The organism is Kribbella sp. NPDC023855 (assembly GCF_040639475.1).
Classification (GTDB): domain Bacteria; phylum Actinomycetota; class Actinomycetes; order Propionibacteriales; family Kribbellaceae; genus Kribbella.
Map to the genome: position 1 here is coordinate 349,602 of NZ_JBFAAA010000002.1, position 24,560 is coordinate 374,161.

Below are 24,560 nucleotides of genomic sequence, written 5' to 3' on the forward strand. Positions count from 1 at the left end.
GAAACGAGGGGTGCAGATGACTGAGGAAACCGGGGCGGAGCGGGAAGCTCGCGCGTACGAAGCCGTCCACCAGGCGCACGACTTCCAGCAACTGAAACGCCGGTACAAGAACTTCGTCGTGCCGTGGACGGTCGCCTTCATGGTCTGGTACCTGGCCTATGTCGCCTGCAACAACTGGGCGCGGGACTTCATGAGCCAGCGGATCGGCGGGACCCACATCAACGTGGCGCTGATCTTCGGCCTGCTGCAGTTCGTCTCGACCTTCGCCATCGCCATCATCTACGGCCGGTTCGCGAACCGGAAGCTGGATCCGCTGGCCAGTGGCCTGACCGCCAAGTACAAGAGGGAGCGCCGCCGGTGACCACCTTGCTCGTCCCACTCGCCGACGCCGAACCCGGCAACCAGGCGCTGACCATCTCGCTGTTCACCGCGGTCGTCGCCGTGACGCTGTACATCACCTGGTGGGCGTCCCGGCAGAACAAGACAGCCGCCGACTACTACGCCGGTGGACGGTCCTTCAGCGGCGCCCAGAACGGCCTCGCCGTCGCCGGTGACTACATGTCCGCGGCGTCCTTCCTCGGCATCTCCGGCCAGATCGCGCTCTACGGGTACGACGGTTTCCTGTACTCGATCGGCTTCCTGGTGGCCTGGCTGGTCGCATTGCTGCTGGTCGCCGAACTGTTGCGCAACTCCGGCCGGTTCACGATGGCCGACCAGCTCGCGTTCCGGATGCGCCAGCGGCCGGTACGAACCGCCGCCGCGTCGTCCACCATCGTGGTGTCGATCTTCTACCTGCTGGCCCAGATGGTCGGCGCGGGCTCGCTGGTCGGGCTGCTGCTCGGGGTGAAGAGCGAAGGCCTGAAGGCCGGCGTGATCGTGCTGGTCGGTGCGCTGATGATCATCTACGTGACGATCGGCGGCATGAAGGGCACCACCTGGGTGCAGATCGTCAAGGCCGTGCTGCTGATGTCCGGCACCTTGCTGATCACCTTCCTGGTGCTGCTGAAGTTCGACTTCAACCCGTCCAAGCTGCTCGGCGCGGCCGCGGCCAACTCGGGCAAGGGCGAGGCGTTCCTGCAGCCGGGTCTGCTCTACGGCAAGGACCTGGTCGGGCAGATCGACTTCCTCTCCCTCGGTCTCGCGCTGGTCCTCGGTACCGCGGGTCTGCCGCACATCCTGATCCGCTTCTACACCGTGCCGAACTCCCAGTCGGCGCGCCGGTCGGTGCAGTGGGCGATCGGCCTGATCGGCAGCTTCTACCTGATGACGCTGGCCCTCGGCTTCGGCGCGGCGGCGCTGCTCGACACCGGCAAAGACTCGGCAGTTGCCGCATCGAAGGGCAACACTGCGTCGGTGCTGCTGGCCGAGGTGGTCGGCGGTGGCGCCGGCTCGCTCGGCGGCGCGATCCTGCTGGCGTTGATCGCGGCAGTCGCCTTCGCCACCATCCTCGCGGTGGTGGCCGGCCTGACGCTGGCCTCGGCGTCGTCGTTCGCGCACGACCTGTACGTGAACGTCATCGCCAAGGGCACGGTCACCGAGAAAACCGAGATCCGGGTGGCGCGCTTCGCCGCGATCGGAATCGGCGCAGTGGCGATCGCCCTGGCGATCCCGGCCCAGAAGCTGAACATCGCCTTCCTGGTCGCGCTCGCCTTCGCAGTCGCCGCGTCGGCGAACCTGCCGGCCCTGCTGTTCAACCTGTTCTGGCGCCGCTTCAACACCTCGGGCGCGGTCTGGAGCATCTACGGCGGCCTGATCTCGGCCGTCGTCCTGGTGATCTTCTCCCCGGTCGTCTCCGGCAAGCCCACCTCGATGTTCACTGGCGCCGACTTCGCCTGGTTCCCCCTCTCGAACCCAGGCATCGTCTCCATCCCCCTCGGCTTCCTCCTAGGCGTCGTCGGCACCTACATCGGCAAGGACAAAACCTCAACCACCCGCTACAACGAACTCTCAGTCCGATCCCTAACCGGCGCCGGCGCCGAAGGCCCCGGCAAGCACTAACACTTCCTCGTACTACGCACGATGCCCGCGGCCCCACCGGTGCCGCGGGCATCTACATTCACGTCCCGTGCCGACGTCTCGCACCCACCCGTACTCACGTCGCGGGCCAGCGTCTCGCACCCACCCGAACCACCCGCGGCAGAACGCGTTGAGCATCCAACACACGTTGCGGCGGTGGGGCCGGCGTCTTGCCCCATCCGTGCTCGCGATGCGGGTCGGCACAATGCCCCAACCCAACCCACTCGCGGCAGTACGCAATGGGCATCCCGCACACGTCGCACCGGTCTGGCCGGCGTCTTGCCCACCCACCCGTATTCGCCACGCGGGTGGCGCGTGGCCCCCCACCCGAACGCTCTTACTGAACTCACCAGCATCGTCGCGCGACGCTCGCCGAACGGTTCTCTCTATGACCGGCATCGATCAGCCCGGCGACCTCATCCACTGCAGTCAGGAGCTTCGGAGCCGCGCCGTTCTTCTAGTAGGCCTTAACGCTTGGCCTCGCTATACCCACTTTCCGTAGTACAGCCGACCGACTTCGTTCGGTCGTTGTCTCGCGGTGGAGCCGGGCGTCGAAGAGTTCGGCCCGGACTGCGCGCGTTCCGCGTGGCGGCCGCAGTACCGGCCCTTGGAGGGCGTGGGTCTACGCACCCGGTCCGTGGTGAACGGGCGCTTGGGGCTGCGGGCATTGCGCCAGCGGCCGCGGGGGCCGGCTTCGCTGGCGAGCGTCCCGCCGGCGGGCCGGCGGGAGCGGAGCCGCCAGCGGGAGTGGGCCGGCGTGGGCCGGCGTGGGGTGTTACGGGCCTGCGGAAGGGGTGCCGTTGTCGCCCCAGGGGTCGAGGAGGGTGGTGGCCTCGGGTGTCAGCCAGGACAGGCTTCCAGCTCCAGCCTGCACGCTGGGCTGCGGGATGCGTTGGCGGCTGAGCTCGGCGGTGGGCTTGGGGTGAGGCGCGGGGTGAGGCTCGTGGTGACTACGCGGTTGGGGTGTTCGTGGTGTGGGTTGACGTTGATCTGTCCGGGTGTGCAGTAGCTGGACAGGTCGGTCAGGTGGGCCAGATCTGCGGCGGTGGTGCTGCTGGGCGTGGTCCAGGTCGGGCGGGTCACCTCGACGACGCCATCGGTGATCGCGATGGCCCATTGCCCGGAATGCACCGCCCGGTGGTGGATGGCGCACAGGAGGACCAGGTTGGTGATCGACGTCGGGCCGCCGTCGATCCAGTGGATCAGGTGGTGAGCGTGGCACTGCCACGGTGGTGCCTTGCAGATCACGCAGCCCTTGTCGCGCTTCACCAGGGCGCGGCGGATCGGCCGCGTTACGAAGCGCTGTTCCGTGCCGACATCCAGCGGTTGGGAATCCGACCCGAGCACGATCGGCAGGATCGCGGCGTCACAGGCCAGACGCCGTACCGCGGAGGCGGACAGGTTGTCGCCGTAGACCAACTCCCCGACGGCTTGGGAGGTGGCGGTACGCAGATCGTCGAAGTCGATGGTGACGGTGATGTGCGGGACACCCGGGCTGTTAGAGGTGCTGAGGTCGTTGTCGGGGCGGGGTGTGTTGGCGGCGGCCATGTCCAGGATCAAGCTCAAGGCGTCGGCTTGGCGCTTGTCGTGCGGGCGGGGATCCAGCTCGCCGCCGACGGTCCGGTGGGGCTTCGACAAGCGGTTGATCTGCGTCCGGAACTGTTCGGCGTTCTCCCCAGCCAGATAACCGCTGAACTTCACGCCACCATCGGCTCGGCGCAGCGTCAGAGTCTCCCTCGCATGGGCGTCGTGTTCGGCGGGTTCGGGGCCGTCGGTGTCCAGCCGAGCCAAGACCTCGCGACCGAAGTCCAGCAGATCGTCGGGAGTGAGAAGCCGGGCGACTTCGACCATCTGTTCCTCGGCTACCCGCAGCACCTCGTCCGGTACCGAAGCCGGGGCCTTCTCGAGGGTCGTGACGATGGCTTCAGCCTGGGCCGGGGTCAACCTCGCTGCGCCAGGCACGCCCTCGCCGTCGCTGTCGGCGGGTGCTGCCGGGTTGGGGAGAGCAGCGGTGACGGCGGAGTACTTCGGGAGGGCTTTGGCGGTCTTGAGGTCACGGCGAATCTCGCGGCGGTTGCGATGGTGACGCAAGGACAAGAACTCGACGGTGTCGTGCGCGCCGTGCTCGGTGGCGAGGCCGCGTTGGTCGAAGTCGGCGAGCAGTTGCAGGTGGTAGGTGTTCAGAGTGGACAGGGCAGTGTCCACGGCGTCGAGGGTGGACAGCAGAGTGCTGTCACTGAGCCTCGCCGGTGGGAGTAGCTGCGTGGTGTCCATACATCAAACTCTAGACACCACCTCCGACAGTTTCCGGACTCAAACCGCCTTATTTATAACGGGAATCCCGATTGGCCAGAACTGGTCAAGTTGTGCACAGGGAGGCCGGCTCTGTGGATGGTGTCATGATGTTGCATAGGGCAACAGCTTGCTGGAGGTGACTGGCGGTGGGTTTGCCACCCCCGCGACGGCTGACGGAGGCGCATCGGCCCGGGTAGCACCGATCCTGTTCATCTTCCGCCCGACCCGCTGGGTCAGCTCGGACAATGCATAAGAGACCCTGTACGTCGTGCGCTCGACCGGGCGTACGACGTACAGGAGGCGGTAGTGGGCAACGACCAGGAGTCAGGCGGGCAGGACGAGCCTGGCCAGAAGAAGGCGAACACGACGCTGACCACCGGGATCGCGGTCGGACTGGCGCTCGGTGCGGCCTTCGGGTTGATGTTAGACAACATTGCCGTCGGCATCGCCATCGGCATCGCCCTGGGCGTCGCCATCGGCGCCTCGGCCAACCACAGGAAATCCCAAGACTCGAAGTAACCCCCGCCAGTGGTTCGGCGGGCGCAACGCGCCAACCTGCAGCGAGTACTGGCGGGGCTAGGCGGGTGGGCCGATGGGAAAAGTCGCGGCGAAGTGGTCCAGATGTTTGGCTGTACCGCTGGTGGTCACAAGCTTCGTTTTGAGGGCTTTGGCGCCGTCTACCTCGCCGGTTAGGAGGGGGGCGATGGGGGCCTTGGCTTCGATGATGATGGCGCCGGCTAGTGGGCCTACGTCGACGGTTAGGTGGTCGGCGTCGACGATTGCGTGGATGACCGTTTCGCCGAAATGTAGTTCGTACTTCGCCTTTCGGTGGCTGGGGCGGAATGTTGAGCGGAGTGCCATCACCAGGATGTCGGCCGTGATGATCTCGTCGGGGCGGAGTTCGCCAAGCGAGCGGGCGCCCCAGCGGCCCAGGGCGAGGACCACGTCCTCCAGGTCCGCGCCGTACTGCGTCAACTCGTAGACGATCGCGCCGGACGGTCGGGGCTGGACGCGGCGTACGACGAGGGCTGCCTGCTCCAGTTCCTTCAGGCGGGTGGCGAGGACGTTGGTGGGGATCTTCGGCAGGCCCGCGCGCAGATCGGTGTACCGCTTCGGACCGACCAGTAGGTCGCGAATGATCAGCAGGGCCCAGCGCTCGCCGACGAGTTCGAGTGCGCGGGCGACCCCGCAGTACTGGCCGTAGGTCTTCGTCGTCATATCCCCCACCTTACTCCTCTTGACAAAGCGTACTTGTTTTTATGAAGCTTAGTGCATGGCGAAGATGACTGAGCAACAGCGACAGGAGTTCCTGGCCGGCCCGCATGTGGGCGTCCTGAGCGTGGCGGGCGAGCTTGGGCGGCCGCCGGTCAGCGTGCCGACGTTCTACGCCTACGAGCCCGGGGGCGAGCTGACGATGTTCACCGGCACCCAGCGGCGCAAACCGCAGCGGATCGAGCAGATCAAGAACACCGGCGTGGTGACGATGGTGGTGCAGCGCGAGGAGATGCCACCGGCGTACGTGACCGTGGAGGCCGAGCTGGTCGAGATCGGCAAGCCGACCCACGAGCAGATGCTGACAATCGCTCGCCGCTACATGCCCGAGGAGCACGCCCAGGGTTTCGTCCGCGGTGAACTCGACGACCCGGAGAACACCGTCGTCCTGTTCACCTTCCGGCCCACTCGCTGGCTGACCTCCGACACCTCCCAGGACTGACCCACTCCCGCACTACCGTCAACCCTCGTGCACCGACCGCTGGCAGCCGCAGCCCTGATCCTCGTCATCACGGGATGCACGGCGACCACCCCAAGCCCAGCGGGGCGCACACAGGCCCCGACCGCGCGCGCAGAAGCCGCGCCACCGTTCGAGATCGTGGCCGGCGGCGGTACGGACGCCTTTGCCGGGAAGGCCATCGACAGGAAGCTGACCGGTGCGGTGCGGGATCTGGAGCTCGCGCCGGACGGAACGGTGAACCTGCTGATCAGCAGCGACGGGCCGGATCAGCTGCAGCGGATCACCCCGGACGGCACCCTGACCAAGATCGATCTGGACTACGCCCAGAACATCGGCCGCCAGATCGCGGTCGGGCCGGACGGTTCGACGTACGTCAATCTCAACGTCGGCAGGGCGTCGAGGGACGCGGTCTATCGGATCAATCCCGACGGCAGCCGGCGGCCGGTGATCGGCTACGACGCAGCCGTCGCCGGCATCGACGACAGCCCCGGCAGGGCAACGGGCAAGTTCACCGCCCTCACCATCGACGCCGAGGGTCGCCTCGTCTTCGCCGCGGACGTCACCAAGAGCGGAAAGGCCGGTACGGTGATGCGCCGGGTCGAGGCGGACGGCAGTGTGCGCACGATCGCAGGCAAGCCCGCCGAGTTCACGACTCTCGATGCCGCGAAGGCCGCCTCGGCCGCGGCGCTCCATCCGTCGGCGAGCGGCGCTCCACTGGACTGGGCCACGACGGCAGCGGTCCATGTCGACGAGCTCGCGACCCAACCGGACGGCACTATCGCTCTGGAGGTGATCGGCAGCGACTCCGACATGGTCGCCGAGTCGATCCTCACCCTCACACCGCGGGGCGAGCTCAGCGAGCTCGCGGCATCCCAGCTCCGCGGCATGGGCGGCGAACCGGTATCACCGGCGCCGTTCACGCGGGAGGGCACCGTTGAAGAGATTGGCGTGCTCTACAACGGCATGTCCGCCGCCGACGGACTACTTGCCGTCAGCACCACCAAGCGCCCTCCGGAAGACACCAGCCGGTACTACAACGGCCGGTACACCCCCGGTCAGCAAGCGATTCTCCGCAAGGCACGCGGTAAGGCCATCCGGCTGATCCGGCCGGACGGCTCCTTCTCGACCGCGGCCCTGGGCGCCGACTTCGCGCTGCACGGCGGCTATCTGTACGTCGTGTGCCGCGACTTCCTCGCCAACGAACTGGTGCTCGGCCGGGTCAAGATCCCCGCCTGAGCCGTTCCAGCACCCCGCATCGACACAAACCCGTCCGGTGACGAACCGTTGACGCTCGGGTAGCGCTGCCGTAACAATGAGCCAGCGCTGCGCAAGAAATTAGCAAACTTACGAAACTTTCTAAGATCGTAAGCAAACTTCTTGGCAGCCGTAGTCCCTTGTGCCCTCACCACCCCGCCCAAATCGGAGAGGCTCCGGATGCCATGAGAACCACACCTGGAAGGTGGCGGCTGCTGGCTGCCACGGTCGTCGGCAGCCTGGTGCTGTCGGCCGGCCCGATGTTCGCCGCGGTCGGCGTGACCCATACCGGCGCGACCGCAGCGGCCGCAGTACTGGCCGGTCCCAACCTCGCGGCCGGTAAGTCCGCGACCGCCAGTAGCAGTACGCAGAACTACGTCGCCGCCAACGTCACCGACGCCAACCAGGGCACGTACTGGGAGAGCGCGAACAACGCGTTCCCGCAGTGGGTGCAGGTCGACCTCGGATCGTCCGTCAGCACCAACCAGGTCGTCCTCAAGCTACCGACCGCCGGCTGGGGAGCACGCGACCAGACGCTCGCCGTCCAGGGCAGTACGGACGGCCAGAACTTCAACGACCTGTCGGCCTCCGCCCGCCGCGCCTTCAACCCGCCGACCAACACGGCGACCATCGACTACGGCGCCTCGACGGTCCGGTACATCCGGATCCGGATCACCGCCAACACCGGCTGGCCGGCGGGCCAGCTGTCCGAGCTCGAGGTCTACGGACCGTCGACCGGCGACACTCAGGCTCCCACCGCCCCGGGCAGCCTGGCATTCACCGAACCGGCCGCCGGCCAGATCCGGCTCACCTGGTCCGCCTCGACCGACAACGTCGGAGTCACCGGGTACGACGTGTACGCCAACGGCGAGCTGCGCACCAGCCTGGCCGGCAACGTGCTGACCTACACCGACAACCAGCCGGCCAGTACCTCGGTCAGCTACTTCGTCCGCGCCAAAGATGCCGCCGGCAACCAATCGCCGAACAGCAACACCGTCACGCGGGGCGGCAGCAACGGCCCGGGCAGCAACCTCGCGCTCGGCCGGCCGATCACCGCGTCCGGCTTCGTGCACACCTTCGTCGCCACCAACGCGAACGACGACAACGTGCAGACCTACTGGGAAGGCAACGGCAACCCGGCCACGCTGACCACCGAGCTCGGGTCGAACGCCGACCTCAGCTCGATCGTGATCCGGCTCAACCCGGACAGTGCCTGGGGCAACCGAACCCAGACGTTCTCGATCCTCGGCCGCGAGCAGAACGCGTCCGGGTTCACCACGATCGTGGGCTCCGCGTCGTACAACTTCAGTCCGTCCAGCGGCAACACGGTGACCATCCCGGTCAGCGCGCGGGTCGCCGACGTCCGGCTGAACTTCACCGCCAACACCGGCGCGCCGGCCGGCCAGGTCGCCGAGCTCCAGGTGATGGGCGTTCCCGCGCCGAACCCGGATCTCACCGTCTCGAACGTCACCTGGACCCCGTCCGCACCGGTCGAGACCGACACGATCACGCTGTCCGTCCGGGTCAACAACACCGGTACGGCGGGGTCCCCGGCAACCAGCCTCAACTTCTACCTCGGCACCACCAAGGTCGGTACTGCGGCCGTCGGCGCGCTCGCCGCCGGAGCCTCCGCGACCGTGACGGCGGCGATCGGCACCCGCGACGCCGGCAGTTACCCGCTCAGCGCCAAGGTGGACGAGGCGAACGCGATCATCGAGCAAAACGACGCCAACAACTCCGGCAGCAGCGCCAGCCCGCTGGTCGTCACACCGGTCGCCAGCTCCGACCTGGTCGCGGCCGCGGTGAGCTGGAGCCCTGGCAACCCGGCGGCCGGCAACACCGTGACGTTCTCGGTCGCCATCAAGAACCAGGGCAGCGTCGCGTCCGCGTCCGGCGCGCACGGCATCACCCTGACGTTGCTCAACGGCAGCACCGTCGTACGGACCCTGACCGGCTCGTACTCCGGTGCGATTGCCGCGGGAGCCACCACGGCACCGGTCAGCCTCGGCACGTGGACGGCGGCCAACGGCCGGTACTCCGTCCGGGTGGTACTCGCCGACGACGCCAACGAACTGCCGGTCAAGCGCGCCAACAACACCAGCGAGAAGCCGTTCTTCGTCGGCCGCGGCGCCAACATGCCATACGACCACCTGGAGGCCGAGGACGCCTCGATCGGTGGCGGCGCGTTGCTGGTCGGCCCGAACCGCACCATCGGCGACCTCGCCGGTGAGGCGTCCGGACGCAAGGCGGTCACGCTGAACTCGAACGGCTCCTTCGTCGAGTTCACCACGCGCGGCAGCACCAACACGCTCGTCACCCGCTTCTCCATCCCCGATTCGCCTGGTGGAGGCGGGATCAACTCGACGATCAACGTCTACGTCAACGGCGCCTTCCACAAGGCGTTGCCGCTCACCTCGAAGTACGCGTGGCTGTACGGCGCGGAATCCGGTCCGGGCAACTCACCGGGCGCCGGACCGGCGCGGCACATCTACGACGAGGCCAACATCATGCTGGACGGGACATTCCCGGCCGGTACGAAGATCAAGTTGCAGAAGGATCCCGGCAACGACACGAACTACGCGATCGACTTCATCAACACCGAGCAGGTCGCGCCGATCGCCAACCCGGGCGCCGGGTACGTCGTACCGGCGGGCTTCACGCAGCAGGACGTGCAGAACGCGATCAACCAGGTGCAGCAGAACCCCAGCCTGCAAGGGGTTTACCTGCCGACCGGGAACTACCCGACGTCCGGCAAGTTCAACGTCGGCGGGCGGGCGATGAAGGTGATCGGCGCCGGTCCCTGGTACACCCGGTTCGTCGCACCGACGACGCAGACCAACACCGATGTCGGTTTCGACGCGTCGTCGTCGGCGAACGGGTCGACGTTCAGCGGATTCTCGTACTTCGGCAACTACGACAGCCGCAACGACGGTCCGGGCAAGGTGTTCAACTTCAACGGTACGGCGAACATGACCATCGACAACATCTGGGTCGAACACCAGATGTGCCTGTACTGGGGTGCGAACACGGACAACTCGACAATCCGGAACACCCGGATCCGGGACATGTTTGCCGACGGCATCAACATGACGAACGGGTCGGCCGGCAACACGGTCAGCAACAACGACGCCCGCAGTACCGGTGACGACAGCTTCGCGTTGTTCAACGCCGTCGACGGCGGCGGGGGCGAGGTCCGGGACAACGTCTTCGAGAACCTCTCGTCCACGCTGACCTGGCGGGCGGCCGGGTTCGCGGTCTACGGCGGCACCAACAACGTGTTCCGCAACCTGTACGTCGCGGACACCCTGGTGTACTCCGGGATCACGATCAGCTCGCTCGACTTCGGCATCCCGATGAACGGCTTCGGCGCGACACCGCCGACGCGCTGGGAGAACATTTCGGTGGTGCGGGCCGGCGGGCACTTCTGGGGAGCCCAGACCTTCCCGGGGATCTGGATCTACTCGGCAACCAAGGTCTTCCAGGGGATCCGGTTGTCCGACGTCGACATCGTCGATCCGACGTACAGCGGGATCATGTTCCAGACCGACTACGTGGGTGGGCAGCGGCTGTTCCCGATCGCCGACACGATCCTGACCAACATCTCGATCTCCGGCGCCCGCAAATCCGGCGACGCCTTCGACGCCAAGTCCGGCTTCGGCATCTGGGCCAACGAAATGCCCGAACCAGGAGAAGGCCCAGCCGCCGGCACCGCCACCTTCAACAACCTCACACTGACTGACAACGCGGTAGACATCCGCAACACCACAACAACCTTCACCCTGATCCGCAACTAACCCGCAGCGGCCGCCGGGGATAACCTCCCCGGCGGCCACTCCCCTGCATTCGCGGACCCCGCTAGTCCACCATCCGGTGAGCTGCCGAGCCAACTTCCCAGAGACTCGTGTCCCAGGGCATATCTGACGATAGTCGCCAAATCCCCGCTGTCATTGGCCTTTTCCCGGGGCAGATCACACTGCCCCAGCAAGCCCGCCGAGCTGCCCCGTGAGGAGGCGGTGGGCTGTGGGGGTTAGGGAGTGGTGGGCGGTGCCGGCGGTGCGGTGGGTGGTTATCAGGCCGGCGTTGCGTAGTACTCGGGTGTGGTCGCTGGCTGAGGCTAGGGAGATGCCGGTTCGGCGGGCTAGTTGGGTGGTGCTGGCGGTGGCCGTCAGGGACCGGAGTACGGCGGCTCGGGTGCGGCCCAGGAGTTCTGCCAGGGCGTCGATGTCCACCTCGTCGGCTGATGGCAGGTCGGCGCACGGGTAGACCAGGACCGGGCGGCGATTCGGGACGTCCAGGACCAGGCATTCCGCCGTCAGCGAGGACGGGTAGAGCAGCAGCCCGCGTCCGGCCAGGTTGACGTCGAAGGTCGGCCCGGGACCGAGCCCGTACGTCGTCAGGACGGGCGCCTGCCACTCGATGTCGGGGTGCAACCCGCTCAGCAACCCGTCCATCCCGTGGTGCAACACCGCTCGAGAGCGCAACGCCAGATCCGCGCCGTACCGTCGTTCCAGCTCCATCCCCGACGTGGCGAGCACGTGCTGATGAAAGTCCCGTACTGCGTTGCCGAGTGCCCGCCGCGAGTTCGCCGTACCGTCGAGCAGTCCGCGCATGAACGGGTCGACCTCAGCCGGCAGGTACGGCTCGAGCACCTCCCGGACCACCGACGCCGGCGTCTCCATCAGCATCGCGACAGCGGGCTCCAGTCCCGGTGTCGGGACCTCGGGCGTGAGGAAGTCGGGGAACTGCCCGGCCGGCCCGATCAGCTTGAACAGCGGCCGCATCGACGGCCGGATCAGCGGCGCGACCTGCCGTCTCCACCGCCGCGCGACCGGCGGAATCGCCCGGTCACCCAGCGCTCGCGCGGCCAGAGCCGCCTCCCAGAGCGGTTCGGGCTCGGCCGGGAAGGTCACCCGCGCGAGATCGGCCGCAGTGAAGTGAATCCGGATCATCGCGGCCTCCCCACGGAACGCATTGTGCCTGCTCAGGGGTCCGCGGGACAGACTGCTTCGGTCCTGACCGAAACCGGTCGAGCCGACGGCCGCCCGCCGTCCAGGCTGGCCCGATGATTCGCAGACGCACCGCCGCCACCGTCCTGCTGGCCGCGCCACTCATCGCCGCGACCATCCAGCCCAGCGCCCAGGCCCAGCAGCACCACCACCCGCGCCCCACCAGCTACGTCGTCTCGACCACGCCGGGCGACACTCCGGAAGGCATCGAGGTGACCCGCAACGGCACCATCTACGTCACCAGCGTGGGCACCGGCGCCGTGTACCGCGGCACGGTCCGCAACCCCACCCTCAGGCCTTTCCTGCCCGCCGGCAGCGACGGCCGCACCTCCGCCACCGGCGTCCACGTCGACCACTGGGGCCGCGTCCTGGTCGCCGGCGCCAGCACCTCGAAGCTCTACATGTACGACGCGCGCGGCCACCTGCTCGCCATCCGCCCGGCCGCGGAGGGCTCGTTCCTCAATGACTTCACCTTCACGAAGGACGCCGTCTACGTCACCGACTCCGCGCACAACCAGATCTGGCGCGCCTCCCTCACCCGGGAAGGACTCGGCCAGCTGAAGCCCTGGTTGACCCGCGACAAGATCCAGCCAAAGCCGTACTTCCTCAACGGCATCGTCAACGACGGCCACAACCTGCTCGTCGGCGAGCAAGGCCAGGACGTGACGTACCGCGTCGACCTGCGCACCAAGGCCGTGACCACGCTGGAAATCACCGGTGCGAACGGCATCCTGTCCGGCGACGGCTATCTCCTCGAAGGTCGCCGCCTGTACGCCGTCTACAACGCGGGCGGTGGCAAGTACGTCACCCGGCTCGCCTTGCTCAACGCCGATTCCACCCAGGCCGAGATCCTCGCCGACTCATTGCCGGGAGCAACCAATTCGACGCCGACCACGGTCGCCCGGGACCGCAACCGCCTGCTCTGGGTGAACAGCCAGCTCGACGCCGCGCCCGGCACCCCGCCGTACACGGTCTCCGTTGTCCCGGGGCTCAGCTAGCACTCAGAGCTCGTCAGCCATCCGGGCAAGGACGGCACCGGCGGAGAGGACCAGCGCTCGATCGTCTTCGGAGAGACGGTCGAGCAGCTGGGTGAGGTCGTCGACCGCATGCTTCCCGGCCGCTTCCACGACCGCGTCACCGCGGGGAGTCAGCACGACGGCCGTCGCCCGCCCGTCCAGTACGTCGGCCTGACGGCGAGCCAGCCCTGCCGCCTCCAGCGCCGCCACCGTGGTGGTCGCCGTCGGCTGGGAACACGGCACGCGGTTGGCGATCGTGCCGATCCGGATCGGCTGCTCGTCCGCGATCAGCAGCAGCGCGATGAACTGGGTGGGGTGCAACGTGCTGCTCGCACTGGTCCGGCCGAGGTGCCGCACGATCCGGTGCATGCCGACGAGCAGCCGCAAGGTGTCCTGCTCGATGACGATCCCCTCCGCCCCACTTCCCGAATCAACCATCGTGGCACAGGACCGGGCAGCGGGCAGGCACTATTTCGTCCAGCTGCAACAACCTGCAACGCTCTGTACCGACCGGGGGCAGTTCATTGGGCAGCCCAACGGAATACACTGGCCGCCGTGGCGACCGACGAGGGACGGGCCCCGACCCAACTGCTGGCGATGCCGAGCTGGCTGCTGACCCAGAGCGCGATGCACGCGCACCGGATCATCAGCGAGACGTTCGCCGCCGGCAACGCTCGCGGGTACCACTACCGGCTGCTGGCGACGCTCGCGGAGTACGGGCCGGCCAGTCAGGCCTCGCTCGGCCGGCGGACCGGGATCGACCGCAGCGACGTGGTCGCCGCGCTCAACGAGCTGGCCGACCTCGGGTACGTCGTACGGTCGCCCGACCCCGCCGATCGCCGCCGCAACGTCATCACGCTGACCCCCGAGGGTGAGCAGCAGCGCCAGCGGCTCGAAACGCTGATCCGGGCCGCCCAGGACGAGCTGTTCGCCCCGCTCTCCCCCTCAGAGCGGGACGAACTCACCACCTTGCTGGCCAAGGTGCTCAGCCACCATCAGGGCTGACTGAGTCACCAGGTCGGCAGCTGGGCGCGCAGGGAGCGCTGGGTACGGCGTACGCGGCGCTCGCGGGCGTGCACCCGGCGGCGCGCGGCGCGGGACAGCTTGCGCCTGGCGGCCGGCTGCTCGGTGACCATCTCGCTCTGCTGGTACATCGCGACTCCACCTCCGTGAACATCCATCGACACGCCAACTCGGATGCGCCGGCCGGCGATCTGGTTCCCGCGACCTTCTGCTCGACCGGCTGCTCGACCGGTAAGGCGGCCCGTTCGGCGCAGATCGTGGCCAGCTGGGCGAGGCACCAGTACCGCGGCTGGTCCGGCGTTGGTAGAAAGGGGACCGGGGGCGCCGTGTGCGTTCCGCTGTCTTGCAGCTCTCAACGAGGAGTCCGCGACGTGACCAGTTCCGAGTCCCACCAGTCCGATGCGCTGTCGAACCTGATGCACGAGGAGCGCCGGTTCGAACCGCCCGCCGAGCTCGCGGCGAACGCGAACGTCAAGGCGGACGCCTACGCCGCGGCCGAGGCCGATTTCGAGGGTTTCTGGGCGGAGCAGGCCAAGCGGCTCAGCTGGGCCGTCGAGCCCACCCAGACGCTGGACTGGAGCAACCCGCCGTTCGCCAAGTGGTACGCCGACGGCAAGCTCAACGCGGCGTACAACTGCGTCGACCGGCACGTCGAGAACGGTCTCGGCGACAAGGTCGCGTACTACTTCGAGGGTGAGCCCGGCGACACCCGCGAGATCACCTACGGCCAGCTCAAGGACGAGGTCAGCAAGGCGGCCAACGCGCTGCTCGAGCTGAACGTCCAGCCGGGTGACGTGGTGGCCATCTACATGCCGATGATTCCCGAGACCGTGGTCGCGATGCTCGCCTGCGCCCGGATCGGGGCCCCGCACACGGTCATCTTCGGCGGCTTCTCCGCGGACGCGCTCAAGGGCCGCATCCTGGACTGCGACGCCCGGGTCGTGATCACCTCCGACGGTGGCTACCGCCGGGGCGCGCCGGCCGCGCTGAAGCCGGCCGTGGACGCCGCGCTGGTTGACTGCCCGGACGTGCGCAACGTGCTCGTGGTGAAGCGGACCGGCCAGGAGACCGCGATGGTCGAGAGCCGCGACCTGTGGTGGGAGGACTTCGTCGGCAAGCAGTCGGCCGAGCACACCCCGGAGGCGTTCGACGCCGAGCACCCGCTGTACGTGATGTACACGTCCGGCAGCACCGGCAAGCCGAAGGGCATCCTGCACACGACCGGCGGCTACCTGGTGGGTACGGCGTACACGCAGTGGGCAGTGTTCGACCTCAAGCCCGACACCGACGTCTACTGGACCGCCGCCGACATCGGCTGGGTCACCGGCCACAGCTACATCGTGTACGGCGCCCTGGCCAACGCCACCACCTCGGTGCTCTACGAAGGCACCCCGGACACCCCGCACCAGGGCCGCTGGTGGGAGATCATCCAGAAGTACAAGGTCTCCATCCTGTACTGCGCGCCGACGGCGATCCGCACGTTCATGAAGTGGGGCAAGGAGATCCCGGCGAAGTTCGACCTGTCGACGCTGCGGGTGATCGGGTCGGTCGGCGAGCCGATCAACCCGGAGGCCTACATCTGGTACCGGGAGAACATCGGCGGCAACAAGGCGCCGGTGGTCGACACCTGGTGGCAGACCGAGACCGGGATGCACATGATCTCCCCGCTGCCCGGTGTGACCGCGGGCAAGCCGGGTGCGGCGATGCGGGCGATCCCGGGCGTGAGCGTCGATGTGGTCGACGACGCCGGCAAGTCGGTACCGGACGGCTCGGGTGGCTACCTGATCATCAACAAGCCGTGGCCGGCGATGCTGCGCACGCTGTGGGGCGACGACCAGCGGTACAAGGACACGTACTGGTCGCGCTGGCCGGGCGTGTACTTCGCGGGTGACGGCGCGAAGAAGGACGAGGACGGCGACATCTGGCTGCTCGGCCGGGTGGACGACGTGATGAACGTGTCCGGCCACCGGTTGTCGACCACCGAGATCGAGTCGGCTCTGGTCTCGCACCCGAAGGTTGCCGAGGCGGCCGTCGTGGGCGCGTCCGACCCGACCACCGGCCAGGCGATCGCCGCGTTCGTCATCCTGCGTTCCGAGGCGGGGGACGGCGGGCCGGACGTGGTCCAGGAGCTCCGCAACCACGTGGCCAAGGAGATCGGCCCGATCGCCAAGCCGCGCCAAATCATGGTGGTCGCCGAGCTGCCCAAGACCCGCTCGGGCAAGATCATGCGCCGCCTGCTCCGCGATGTCGCCGAGAACCGCGAGGTCGGCGACGTCACCACGCTGGCCGACAGCACCGTGATGGATCTGATCAAAACCAACCTGGAGTCCGGCAAGTCCGACGACGACTGACCCGTCGTCCACCCGAATCCGGTTGCCGCACCGGGCCGCTCCTGCTGGAATGGCCCGGTGCCGGCACCCCATGGATTCGACTACGTGAGCCGTCCCGACGGGACCGTCCGCATCACCCACCACGGCAAACCAGCGACCGTACTGCGCGGCCCGCGCGCCGCCGAGTTCCTCGCCGAGGTCGACGACGACCCGCAGGAAGTGATGGCCCGCTGGACCGGCAACTACAAACGCGGCAACGAGCGGATGGGGAAGAACCACCCCCGCAACCGCGGATGACCGCCCTGGTCGCCATCCTCCACGCCGGCCTGGCCGCCGCCTGGGTGGGCGGCATGACGTACTCCCTCTTCGTCGTCCAGCCGAAACTGAAGAAGTACTTCGGCACCCGCGAGGAGGAGCGCGAACACCTCACCGCAGTCATTGCCTCAGGCAACCGCTACAAGGTCCTCGCCCTGATCGCCGTGATCGCGGCGACGGGCGTCGTCCTCCTCCTGCTGGACTCCGACCACTGGTGGATCCACGCCGTCAAAGCGGCCCTCCTCCTGATTGCCACCAGCATCTTCTGGTACGTCTCCTGGCGCCACTGGCCCCGCCGAATCTTCGCCACCCCCACCGAGCGCCCTCCCCTCCAACGCCAACTCCTCATCCTCGCCACCACCATGCTCACCCTGGCCAGCGCCGCCTTCGCACTGGGTGTCGTAGCGGCTCAACTCTGAAATTGGTCTAGTTGAGTTTGGCGGACAGGCGCCGCTGGACCGCTAGGTTTCTGGGTATGGGTGGAGCTGCGGAGTACTTGGGGAAGGCTGTGGAATTGGCTGGGCGGGCTGTGGGGACGCAGTTGCCGGCTGTGCGGGAAGCTGGGCGAGTGGTGGCGGATGCGTTGGGTGCGGGGAGGACATTTTGGGTGTTCGGGACTGGGCACAGTCATCTGATTGCCGAGGAGTTGTACGGGCGGGCTGGTGGGTTGGCGAGTGTGCGGGCGGTGCTCGAGCCTGGGTTGATGTTGCACGAGGGGTTGCTGAAGAGCTCGTTGCTGGAGCGGCTGGGTGGGTTGGCTGACGTCTTGCTGCAGGTCAACGAGATTGCGGCCGGCGACGTCGTCCTGGTGGTGTCGAATTCGGGGCGTAACGCAGTACCGGTTGAGTTTGCGGTGGGAGCCCGGGCTGCGGGGGCGAAGGTGGTGGCGTTGACGTCGCTGGCGCACAGTGAGGCTGTCGAGTCTCGGGCGCCGGGTGGGCAGCGGTTGTTCGAGGTCGCGGACGTCGTGATCGACAACTGCGGGGTGCCGGGCGACGCGCTGATCGAGGTCGACGGCAGTCCGGAGCGGACCGGGGCGACCTCGACGGTGGTCGGTGCGTTGCTGGCGCAAGCGCTCGTCGTGGAGGTCGTCACCCTGCTCGCCGAGCGCGGTCACACCCCCGACGTACTGCGCAGCCTCAACGCCTGACCGCAGGTCTGATCACTGATCACGCCGGACAGCCGGGAAAAACGTCAGGAAGCGCGGTAGGCCACGGTGATGTCGTACCGGTCGGAGCGGTAGACCGAGCGGCCGAACTCGATCACCTCGCCGGACGCGGTGCGCGGGGCCGAGGTGATGATCAGGCAGGGCACGGTGGAGTCGATGCCGAGCAGTTCGGAGTCGGCCGGGTCCAGCGGCGCCGCGACGATCGAGGCGTTGACCATGCCCAGCGTCACGCCGTAGCGCGAGGAGAGGGACTCGTAGAGCGAGACCTCGGCGAAGTCCAACTCGTCCAGTCCGGGATAGCGCTGCAGGGACAGCGCGGTCCGCTCGATCGCCATCGGTTCGCCGTCGGCAGTGCGGAGTCGCACGAGGTGCAGCACCGGCGTACCGACCGGCTCTTCCAGTTCGGCAGCCAGGGCCTCGTCGGCGGTGTCGACGCGGTGCTCCAGCACCTTGGCGCCGGGTGTGAGGCCGCGGGCGCGCATGTCCTGGCTGAAGGACGAGGTGAGCATACGGGCCGGCCGCGGCTCGGCGACGAACGTGCCACCACCTGGCCGGCGGGCGGCGAGCCCTTCCGCGACGACCCGGTCCACCTCCTGCCGCACGGTCATCCGGGCCACGCCGAAGCGCTCGGCCAGGACGCGCTCGGACGGCAGCACCGTACCTGCGGTGAGGCTGCGGGCGAGGGTCTCCAGAATCTCGCGGATCTGGTCACCCTTCGGCCGGTCGGTACGGAGCTGCGTGGGGAGTTCCGCGAGGTCACCGGGGTTGTTCCTTGGGCGGGCCATGTCGTCAGTATCCCTGGGATTGTGCCCGGCAAACCGGTTGCCGGGGATCGCGAGCCACCACGTGCTCCTGGAAATGTTCGAACTAGACCATTACAGCCGACAGTACTGTTCGGCCTGCCCCGCCGCCACCTATCGGCTTCGTGGTGGGCGGGTAACTTTGCAGCTATGTCGTCCGCACAGAACGTCACCGACACCGTCCAGGACGGGGCGTGGAAGCGCCAGGGCAACCGCTTCACCGACCGGATCAGCAGGGAGTCGACATCGGCACCCGGCGAGGGCCCGGACGAGAACGGGCGCTGGCCCGTCGAGCCCGGCCGGTACCGGCTGGTCGTCAGCCTCGCCTGTCCGTGGGCGCACCGCTCCGTCATCGTCCGGCGGCTGCTCGGCCTGGAGGACGCGATCAGCCTGGCCGTCGTCGACCCGGTCCGGGACGAGCGCGGCTGGCGGTTCACCCTCGACCCGGACGGCACCGACCCGGTGCTCGGGATCAAGTTCCTCTCCGAGGCCTACCTCGCCACCGACCCGCAGTACGAGGGGCGGGTGACGGTGCCGGCGATCGTGGACACCGTCTCGGGTCTCGTGGTGACCAACGACTATCCGCAGATCACGCTCGACCTGTCGACCGAGTGGGTCGACTTCCACGCCGACGGCGCGCCCGAGCTGATCCCCACCGACCGCGAGGAGATGGATCGGCTGATCGAGGAGGTCTACACCGACGTGAACAACGGCGTCTACCGGTGTGGGTTCGCACGCGGCCAGGAGGCTTACGAGGCGGCGTACGACGCGCTGTTCGCCCGGCTGGACGTGCTGGAGGAGCGGCTCGCCGATCGTGAGTACCTGCTCGGCGACACTCTGCGGGAGGTCGACATCCGGTTGTTCACGACGCTGGTGCGGTTCGATGCGGTCTACCACGGTCACTTCAAGTGCAACCGCAACAAGCTCACCGAGCTGCCGAACCTGTGGGCCTACGCGCGGCGGCTCTACCAGCTACCTCACTTCGGCGAGACGGTCGACTTCGACCAGATCAAGCGGCACTACTACGTCACGCACACCGACATCAATCCGAACGGAATCGTCCCCAAGGGACCGAACCCGGAGGTCTGGCTCAGTGCGGCTGGATGACCAGCTCCAGCAATCGTGAAGCCGTGATCGCGCCGATGATCTCCTTGTCACGCAGCACCACCACGAGCGGGCAGCGCAGCCGGGCCATCAGGGCGGCGATCTCGAGCACGGTGTCGTCGTGCTTCACGGCCGGCAACTCGGCGGGCTCGCGCGGCAGCAACTTGCGCACCGTCACTCCGCTCAGCTTGTCCGCGACCTGGTCCGCCAGCGACTCGTCGATCACCCGGGCCAGGGACGGGTCGTCCTGCACGTAGCTCGGCACCAGGAAGCGCACCACTTGCGAAGCGGGCAGCACGGAGTACGGCGTACCGTCCGTCTCGACCACGATCAGGCCAGGCAACCGCCGGGAGGCGAGCAGCTCGACAGCTTCCCGCGCGTCCGAGTCGACGCTGACCACGGGGAAGTCCTCGGCCATCTGTTCTCCGTGCACCTTCGCAGCGTACTGCGCGCCGGCGGCCGCGGATCGCGTTCTCCCACACCTCCGCCGGCCAACCGGTAGGATGGGCCGCTGAGCGTCAAGGTGTGCCGGGAAGTCTGGTCGGCGATTGGTCCGAACGATCCCGATGAAGGGTAGTCCTGTGCCTCCAGCCCTCCGTCTGCGAACGAAACGCCGCGCCTTCCCGCGCATCCTCGGTCCCGAGCGTGCGTTCCTGGCCGACACCCTGCGAGCCGAGACCACCGGTGGCCTGCTGCTTCTCGGCGCCGCCGTGATCGCGCTGGTCTGGGCCAACTCGCCGTGGCAGGACGCCTACCACCACCTGCGCGAGTTCGAGCTCGGCCCATTGACCGTGGAGGGCTGGGCGGCCGACGGCGCGCTGGCGTTGTTCTTCTACCTGGCCGGTGTCGAGCTGAAGCGCGAACTGGTGGTCGGCACGTTGTCGCGGATCAGTGAGGCCGTCGTACCGGTGGTCGCGGCCATCGCCGGAATGGTGCTTCCGGCAATCATCTATCTCGTCATCAATCTGACCGCGGACGGCGGCCGGACCTCGGGCTGGGGGGTGCCGACGGCCACCGACATCGCGTTCGCCCTGGCGGTGCTGGCGATCGTCGGCTCCTCGCTGCCCAGCGCGTTGCGCGCCTTCCTCCTCACCCTCGCGGTGGTGGACGACTTCGGCGCGATCCTGGTGATCGCCGTGTTCTTCTCGCACGGCTTCCACCTGCTGGCGCTGCTCGCCGCGATCGCCCTGATCGGCGCCTTCTTCCTGCTGCAGCACTTCCGCTTCCGTACGCCGCTGCTGTACGTCCCCGTCGCGCTCGGCGCCTGGTGGTTCATGCACGAGTCGGGCATCCACGCGACGATCGCGGGCGTCGCGCTCGGACTGGTCACCCGGGTGCTGCCCGACCCGGGCGAGAAGCACCCGCCGGCCGAGCGGATCGAGCACCGGCTGCGGCCGTGGTCGGCCGGCGTCGCGGTACCGCTGTTCGCCCTGTTCGCCGCGGGTGTCACGCTCGGCGGTGACGCGCTGCGCGAGATGCTGACCGACCCGGTCGCGATCGGGGTGGTGGCCGGCCTGATGGCCGGCAAGGTGCTCGGGGTGTTCGGCGGGTCCTGGCTGACCGCGCGCTTCACCCGGGCCGAGCTGAACTCCGACCTCGCCTGGCGCGACGTCGCCGCCGTCTCGGTCCTGGCCGGCATCGGGTTCACCGTCGCGCTGCTGATCGCCCAGCTCGCCTTCGGCGACGACCTCGCCCAGATCGAGCGCGCCAAGGCCGCGGTCCTGGTCGCGTCGCTGCTGTCCGCCCTGCTCGCCGCACTGCTGTTGTTCCGCCGCAACCGCGCGTATGCCGACGATTGAAGCGCGGGTACAAGCTAGTCTCGGGAGCCAGAGACCCGTGTTGGAAGGAGCGCCATGTCGATGGGGCAGACCGAGGATGAGCCCACTGTCGGGCAGCTCGTCGCCAACGCCAGCAAGGATCTGTCCAGCCTGATCCGCAGCGAGCTCGAACTGGCCAAGACCGAGCTGAAGTCGACCGCGGTTGCGGCCGGCACCGGCGCGGGGATGTTCGGCGCGGCCGGCTTCCTGTCGCTGCTCGCGGTCATCCTGCTGTCCATCGCCGCGGCGTACGGCGTGCACGCGCTCGGCCTGCATCCGGCGCTGGCGTTCCTGATCGTTGCCGTGCTCTACCTGCTGATCGCGGCCGTGCTGGTGCTGGTCGGCAAGAAGATGATCGGCAAGGCGAAGGGCCCGCAGCGCACGATCGAGACCTCGAAGGAGTCCGTCGAGGCGCTCAAGGCGATCGGCAAGGGCGACTAGTGCGCCGTGCCGGGCGATCGCCGGGGAGCTCTGACCGCTGAGTCCCGCCGGCGTTTCGGATCTGCTCGTCGACGGGCCGTGGTCGCACTCGCTGGTCGCGGCCAATGGGGCGAGATTCCACGTGGCCGAGTGTGGGGCGGCGGACGATCCACTAGTGCTGTTCCTGCACGGCTTTCCCGAGTTCTGGTGGGCGTGGCGGCATCAGCTGCCCGTGGTCGCCGCAGCGGGGTACCGGGCTGTGGCGATGGACCTGCGCGGCTATGGAGCCAGCGACAAGACGCCACGCGGCTACGACCCGTTCACCGTCTCCGCTGATGTCTCGGGCGTCATCAGGTCGCTCGGTGCGACCGACGCGGTTGTCGTCGGGCACGGGTGGGGCGGCTTCGCCGGCTGGTCGGCCGCAGTACTGGCGCCGAAGCAGGTGCGTGCTCTGGCGGCTGTGTCATCGCCACATCCACTTCAGTTGATGCGGTCCGGGCAGCTGCGGTCGATGGCGCAAGTCGGCTGGTTCCAGCTGCCGATCCTGCCGGAGCGACGACTGCTCGCCAACGACGGCATCCACATCGAGCAGCTCCTCCGCGCCTGGTCCGCGCCCGGCAGCGCCTTCCCCGACGCCGAGGCCTCCCGCCGCTACCGCGCGGCCCTGCAGGTCTGGCCGGCGCCGCACTGCGCGCTGGAGTATCACCGCTGGTTCCTCCGGTCCCGCCTACGCCCCGACGGCCGCCGGTACTCCGCCCGCATGCGCACCCCGATCCCAGTACCGGTCCTCCAGCTGCACGGAGCCCAAGACGGCGCCGTCACCGCGACCACCCCCGCCGGACTGCTCACCGGGCCACTGCGCCGCGAAGTACTGACCACCGCCGGCCACTTCCCCCACGAGGAAACCCCAGCCCTCTTCAACGCCGTCCTCCTGGACTGGCTAGCCCGCCTACCTGACTGACCGGCGGCCATGAGGTTCACGACACTGCTACCGGGCCGACTGTTCCGGTGATGCGCCAGGCGTCGGTGGTGGGGTTTCTGGTGAGGCGGTAGGTCAGCCAGTGGGCGTCCAGGCAGCCTCGCCACATGCTCATCCCGATGGTGGCGGTCGAGTGACCCTTGTCGAAGGCGAGCTGGCCGACTGTGATGTACGGCGCCGGGCTGGCCTGCTGGTCGCAGATGTTCGAGCCCGTCGGGCGTTTCTTGACCCACTCGATCGGCACACCGGCCGACGCGGCGATCTGAGAACGCTCGGGCGCAGTGAAGGGGACACCCGCGGGGCCTGGCCCGGTTGGCGAGCCGGCTCCCCCGTACGCCGCGTCGAGGACCTTGACGACCGGCCAGCCACCCTTAGGCCGCTCACGCTTCGCGATCTCCGCGATGGCCAGGCTGGTGAGCTGCGGCCGCAATGGCAGGCCGACCTTGCTTGCGGTGGCGCTCAGTGTCTTAGGGCGAGGGGTCGGCGTCATCGATGCCGACTGCTCAGCTTTTCCACCGCCGCTGTCGAGAGTCTGCCGGCCGCCTGTGTCGCCGGCGATCGCGATCGTGCCGGCCAGGACGGCGAGGACGGCTGCTGCCGCGAGTAGAGCGGGCGCCTTCCGGCGTACCGGCCTTGTGGTTGCCTTGGGCAATTGATCGATCAGTTTTTCCTTTTCCGCAAAGGTTTCGCGGAGCAGTGCGCCGACCTCGTCGTCCGTGACTGGGGGCATGTCAGTGATCCTTGTCGGAGGTCGGGAGGTTGGCTCGCAGGGTCGCCAGACCGCGGGACGCGTGGGAGCGCACGGTGCCGGCCGAGCAGCCGAGGATGGTGGCGATCTCGTCGTCCAGCAGGTCCTCGTAGAACCGCAGGACCAGTACTGCGCGCTGCTGGCGCGGCAGCCCGGCCAGGAGACGCCAGGCGGCGTCTCGTTGAACCAGGCGAGCGCTGACGTCGTCGTCGGCCGGTACGTCGGGCAGCTCGGCCAGGGGCACTTCCTGGTTCTTGAGCCGACGGCGCCAGCTCAGGAACTCGTTGACGACCATCTTGCTCAGGTACGCCTCCGGCCTGTCGACCGAGCCGATCCGGTCCCAGCGCCCGTGCGCCCGGGCCAGGACCGTCTGGACGAGATCCTCCGCGCTGTGCACGCCACCGGACAGCATCAGCGCAAGCCGCAGCAGCCTTCGCTCGCTCGACGCCACCACCTCGTCGAACGTCAGCGGTTCGGTGCGCCCGCTCGTGATCGTCACACCCCTACAACGCCGCGGGCGTGCCGATCTGTTGCGCG

Annotated in this window: 25 protein-coding genes; 16 read left to right on the forward strand and 9 right to left on the reverse strand. The window is 68.1% G+C overall.

The window, feature by feature from the left end; genetic code table 11:
- The first annotated feature begins 16 nt into the window (after positions 1–16).
- Together AB0F51_RS07330 and AB0F51_RS07335 are read left to right on the forward strand one after the other, a co-directional pair.
- Positions 17–361 (forward strand): DUF485 domain-containing protein, encoded by a 345-nt coding sequence (locus AB0F51_RS07330; protein WP_360275457.1) that lies wholly within the window; start codon positions 17–19, stop codon positions 359–361.
- Entirely contained in the window at positions 358–1,998 is a 1,641-nt protein-coding gene (locus AB0F51_RS07335; RefSeq protein ID WP_360275460.1) for a cation acetate symporter, read from the forward strand. The genes AB0F51_RS07330 and AB0F51_RS07335 overlap by 4 nt, the downstream gene beginning before the upstream one ends.
- An 858-nt stretch (positions 1,999–2,856) precedes the next feature.
- Here the strand turns inward: AB0F51_RS07335 and AB0F51_RS07340 are convergent.
- Positions 2,857–4,290 carry a DUF222 domain-containing protein gene (locus tag AB0F51_RS07340; protein ID WP_360275463.1) on the reverse strand — a complete coding sequence of 478 codons (1,434 nt, stop codon included), beginning with the start codon at positions 4,288–4,290 and terminating at the stop codon, positions 2,857–2,859.
- Between the two features lie 327 nt (positions 4,291–4,617).
- Here AB0F51_RS07340 and AB0F51_RS07345 point away from each other — a divergent pair, with 327 nt between their 5' ends.
- Positions 4,618–4,830 (forward strand): hypothetical protein, encoded by a 213-nt coding sequence (locus AB0F51_RS07345; protein ID WP_360275465.1) that lies wholly within the window; start codon positions 4,618–4,620, stop codon positions 4,828–4,830.
- 57 nt (positions 4,831–4,887) lie between these two features.
- Here AB0F51_RS07345 and AB0F51_RS07350 read toward each other — a convergent pair whose 3' ends face one another.
- A complete protein-coding gene (locus AB0F51_RS07350; RefSeq protein WP_360275468.1) occupies positions 4,888–5,529 on the reverse strand; it encodes a helix-turn-helix domain-containing protein in 642 nt (213 codons plus the stop codon).
- A gap of 55 nt (positions 5,530–5,584) precedes the next feature.
- Between AB0F51_RS07350 and AB0F51_RS07355 the strand changes: the two genes are divergently transcribed.
- The 3 genes from AB0F51_RS07355 (at position 5,585) to AB0F51_RS07365 (ending at position 11,091) form a co-directional block, all read left to right on the forward strand.
- The gene (locus AB0F51_RS07355) at positions 5,585–6,025 is read left to right on the forward strand and encodes a pyridoxamine 5'-phosphate oxidase (protein ID WP_360275471.1); all 441 of its coding nucleotides are present in this window, start codon (positions 5,585–5,587) and stop codon (positions 6,023–6,025) included.
- 27 nt (positions 6,026–6,052) lie between these two features.
- Entirely contained in the window at positions 6,053–7,279 is a 1,227-nt protein-coding gene (locus tag AB0F51_RS07360) for a hypothetical protein (RefSeq protein ID WP_360275473.1), read from the forward strand.
- A 203-nt stretch (positions 7,280–7,482) separates the two neighbouring features.
- Positions 7,483–11,091: a discoidin domain-containing protein gene (locus AB0F51_RS07365; RefSeq protein WP_360275475.1), complete on the forward strand. Its 3,609-nt coding sequence runs from the start codon at positions 7,483–7,485 to the stop codon at positions 11,089–11,091.
- 174 nt (positions 11,092–11,265) lie between these two features.
- Here AB0F51_RS07365 and AB0F51_RS07370 read toward each other — a convergent pair whose 3' ends face one another.
- Entirely contained in the window at positions 11,266–12,246 is a 981-nt protein-coding gene (locus AB0F51_RS07370) for a winged helix-turn-helix domain-containing protein (RefSeq protein ID WP_360275478.1), read from the reverse strand.
- Between the two features lie 113 nt (positions 12,247–12,359).
- On the opposite strand from AB0F51_RS07370, the gene AB0F51_RS07375 reads away from it, so the two are divergent.
- The gene (locus AB0F51_RS07375; protein ID WP_360275480.1) at positions 12,360–13,301 is read left to right on the forward strand and encodes a superoxide dismutase; all 942 of its coding nucleotides are present in this window, start codon (positions 12,360–12,362) and stop codon (positions 13,299–13,301) included.
- 3 nt (positions 13,302–13,304) lie between these two features.
- Here the strand turns inward: AB0F51_RS07375 and AB0F51_RS07380 are convergent, their stop codons facing one another.
- Positions 13,305–13,757, reverse strand: coding sequence for a MarR family transcriptional regulator (locus AB0F51_RS07380; protein ID WP_360275483.1), 453 nt, complete (start codon positions 13,755–13,757; stop codon positions 13,305–13,307).
- A gap of 117 nt (positions 13,758–13,874) precedes the next feature.
- On the opposite strand from AB0F51_RS07380, the gene AB0F51_RS07385 reads away from it, so the two are divergent.
- Positions 13,875–14,324, forward strand: a complete 450-nt coding sequence (locus AB0F51_RS07385) for a MarR family transcriptional regulator (protein WP_360275485.1) — start codon at positions 13,875–13,877, stop codon at positions 14,322–14,324.
- A gap of 5 nt (positions 14,325–14,329) precedes the next feature.
- Here the strand turns inward: AB0F51_RS07385 and AB0F51_RS07390 are convergent, their stop codons facing one another.
- Entirely contained in the window at positions 14,330–14,500 is a 171-nt protein-coding gene (locus tag AB0F51_RS07390) for a hypothetical protein (protein ID WP_360275488.1), read from the reverse strand.
- Positions 14,501–14,758: 258 nt separating this feature from the next.
- Here AB0F51_RS07390 and acs point away from each other — a divergent pair, with 258 nt between their 5' ends.
- Genes acs through AB0F51_RS07410 form a run of 4 tightly spaced genes read left to right on the forward strand, consistent with a single transcriptional unit; the run spans position 14,759 to position 18,137 of the window.
- Positions 14,759–16,693 (forward strand): acetate--CoA ligase, encoded by a 1,935-nt coding sequence (gene acs / locus AB0F51_RS07395; protein WP_360277238.1) that lies wholly within the window; start codon positions 14,759–14,761, stop codon positions 16,691–16,693.
- Between the two features lie 57 nt (positions 16,694–16,750).
- Positions 16,751–16,969, forward strand: a complete 219-nt coding sequence (locus tag AB0F51_RS07400) for a hypothetical protein (RefSeq protein ID WP_360275491.1) — start codon at positions 16,751–16,753, stop codon at positions 16,967–16,969.
- Positions 16,966–17,406 (forward strand): hypothetical protein, encoded by a 441-nt coding sequence (locus tag AB0F51_RS07405; protein WP_360275493.1) that lies wholly within the window; start codon positions 16,966–16,968, stop codon positions 17,404–17,406. The genes AB0F51_RS07400 and AB0F51_RS07405 overlap by 4 nt, the downstream gene beginning before the upstream one ends.
- Before the next feature lie 56 nt (positions 17,407–17,462).
- Positions 17,463–18,137, forward strand: coding sequence for an SIS domain-containing protein (locus tag AB0F51_RS07410; protein ID WP_360275496.1), 675 nt, complete (start codon positions 17,463–17,465; stop codon positions 18,135–18,137).
- A 44-nt stretch (positions 18,138–18,181) separates the two neighbouring features.
- On the opposite strand, the gene AB0F51_RS07415 is transcribed toward AB0F51_RS07410, so the two are convergent.
- Positions 18,182–18,940 carry a GntR family transcriptional regulator gene (locus AB0F51_RS07415; protein WP_360275498.1) on the reverse strand — a complete coding sequence of 253 codons (759 nt, stop codon included), beginning with the start codon at positions 18,938–18,940 and terminating at the stop codon, positions 18,182–18,184.
- 165 nt (positions 18,941–19,105) lie between these two features.
- Between AB0F51_RS07415 and AB0F51_RS07420 the strand changes: the two genes are divergently transcribed.
- Positions 19,106–20,062: a glutathione S-transferase C-terminal domain-containing protein gene (locus tag AB0F51_RS07420; protein WP_360275501.1), complete on the forward strand. Its 957-nt coding sequence runs from the start codon at positions 19,106–19,108 to the stop codon at positions 20,060–20,062.
- Here the strand turns inward: AB0F51_RS07420 and AB0F51_RS07425 are convergent.
- The gene (locus AB0F51_RS07425) at positions 20,046–20,492 is read right to left on the reverse strand and encodes a CBS domain-containing protein (protein WP_360275503.1); all 447 of its coding nucleotides are present in this window, start codon (positions 20,490–20,492) and stop codon (positions 20,046–20,048) included. The genes AB0F51_RS07420 and AB0F51_RS07425 overlap by 17 nt on opposite strands.
- 133 nt (positions 20,493–20,625) lie before the next feature.
- Between AB0F51_RS07425 and nhaA the strand changes: the two genes are divergently transcribed.
- The 3 genes from nhaA (at position 20,626) to AB0F51_RS07440 (ending at position 23,257) form a co-directional block, all read left to right on the forward strand.
- A complete protein-coding gene (gene nhaA, locus AB0F51_RS07430; RefSeq protein WP_360275506.1) occupies positions 20,626–21,858 on the forward strand; it encodes a Na+/H+ antiporter NhaA in 1,233 nt (410 codons plus the stop codon).
- 54 nt (positions 21,859–21,912) lie between these two features.
- A complete protein-coding gene (locus tag AB0F51_RS07435; RefSeq protein ID WP_360275509.1) occupies positions 21,913–22,317 on the forward strand; it encodes a phage holin family protein in 405 nt (134 codons plus the stop codon).
- Between the two features lie 121 nt (positions 22,318–22,438).
- The gene (locus AB0F51_RS07440; protein WP_360275512.1) at positions 22,439–23,257 is read left to right on the forward strand and encodes an alpha/beta hydrolase; all 819 of its coding nucleotides are present in this window, start codon (positions 22,439–22,441) and stop codon (positions 23,255–23,257) included.
- Positions 23,258–23,273: 16 nt separating this feature from the next.
- Here AB0F51_RS07440 and AB0F51_RS07445 read toward each other — a convergent pair whose 3' ends face one another.
- Positions 23,274–24,005, reverse strand: coding sequence for a hypothetical protein (locus AB0F51_RS07445; protein WP_360275515.1), 732 nt, complete (start codon positions 24,003–24,005; stop codon positions 23,274–23,276).
- Between the two features lies 1 nt (position 24,006).
- A complete protein-coding gene (locus AB0F51_RS07450; protein WP_360275517.1) occupies positions 24,007–24,522 on the reverse strand; it encodes a SigE family RNA polymerase sigma factor in 516 nt (171 codons plus the stop codon).
- Between the last annotated feature and the right edge of the window lie 38 nt (positions 24,523–24,560).

Coding starts and splice junctions, on each gene's coding strand:
- AB0F51_RS07330 (WP_360275457.1), top strand. CDS start 17: ATGACTGAGGAAACCGGGGCGGAGCGGGAAGCTCGCGCGTACGAAGCC.
- AB0F51_RS07340 (WP_360275463.1), bottom strand. CDS start 4,290: ATGGACACCACGCAGCTACTCCCACCGGCGAGGCTCAGTGACAGCACT.
- AB0F51_RS07350 (WP_360275468.1), bottom strand. CDS start 5,529: ATGACGACGAAGACCTACGGCCAGTACTGCGGGGTCGCCCGCGCACTC.
- AB0F51_RS07355 (WP_360275471.1), top strand. CDS start 5,585: ATGGCGAAGATGACTGAGCAACAGCGACAGGAGTTCCTGGCCGGCCCG.
- AB0F51_RS07365 (WP_360275475.1), top strand. CDS start 7,483: ATGAGAACCACACCTGGAAGGTGGCGGCTGCTGGCTGCCACGGTCGTC.
- AB0F51_RS07370 (WP_360275478.1), bottom strand. CDS start 12,246: ATGATCCGGATTCACTTCACTGCGGCCGATCTCGCGCGGGTGACCTTC.
- AB0F51_RS07375 (WP_360275480.1), top strand. CDS start 12,360: ATGATTCGCAGACGCACCGCCGCCACCGTCCTGCTGGCCGCGCCACTC.
- AB0F51_RS07380 (WP_360275483.1), bottom strand. CDS start 13,757: ATGGTTGATTCGGGAAGTGGGGCGGAGGGGATCGTCATCGAGCAGGAC.
- AB0F51_RS07390 (WP_360275488.1), bottom strand. CDS start 14,500: ATGGATGTTCACGGAGGTGGAGTCGCGATGTACCAGCAGAGCGAGATG.
- acs (WP_360277238.1), top strand. CDS start 14,759: ATGCACGAGGAGCGCCGGTTCGAACCGCCCGCCGAGCTCGCGGCGAAC.
- AB0F51_RS07405 (WP_360275493.1), top strand. CDS start 16,966: ATGACCGCCCTGGTCGCCATCCTCCACGCCGGCCTGGCCGCCGCCTGG.
- AB0F51_RS07410 (WP_360275496.1), top strand. CDS start 17,463: ATGGGTGGAGCTGCGGAGTACTTGGGGAAGGCTGTGGAATTGGCTGGG.
- AB0F51_RS07415 (WP_360275498.1), bottom strand. CDS start 18,940: ATGGCCCGCCCAAGGAACAACCCCGGTGACCTCGCGGAACTCCCCACG.
- AB0F51_RS07420 (WP_360275501.1), top strand. CDS start 19,106: ATGTCGTCCGCACAGAACGTCACCGACACCGTCCAGGACGGGGCGTGG.
- nhaA (WP_360275506.1), top strand. CDS start 20,626: ATGAAGGGTAGTCCTGTGCCTCCAGCCCTCCGTCTGCGAACGAAACGC.
- AB0F51_RS07435 (WP_360275509.1), top strand. CDS start 21,913: ATGTCGATGGGGCAGACCGAGGATGAGCCCACTGTCGGGCAGCTCGTC.
- AB0F51_RS07445 (WP_360275515.1), bottom strand. CDS start 24,005: ATGCCCCCAGTCACGGACGACGAGGTCGGCGCACTGCTCCGCGAAACC.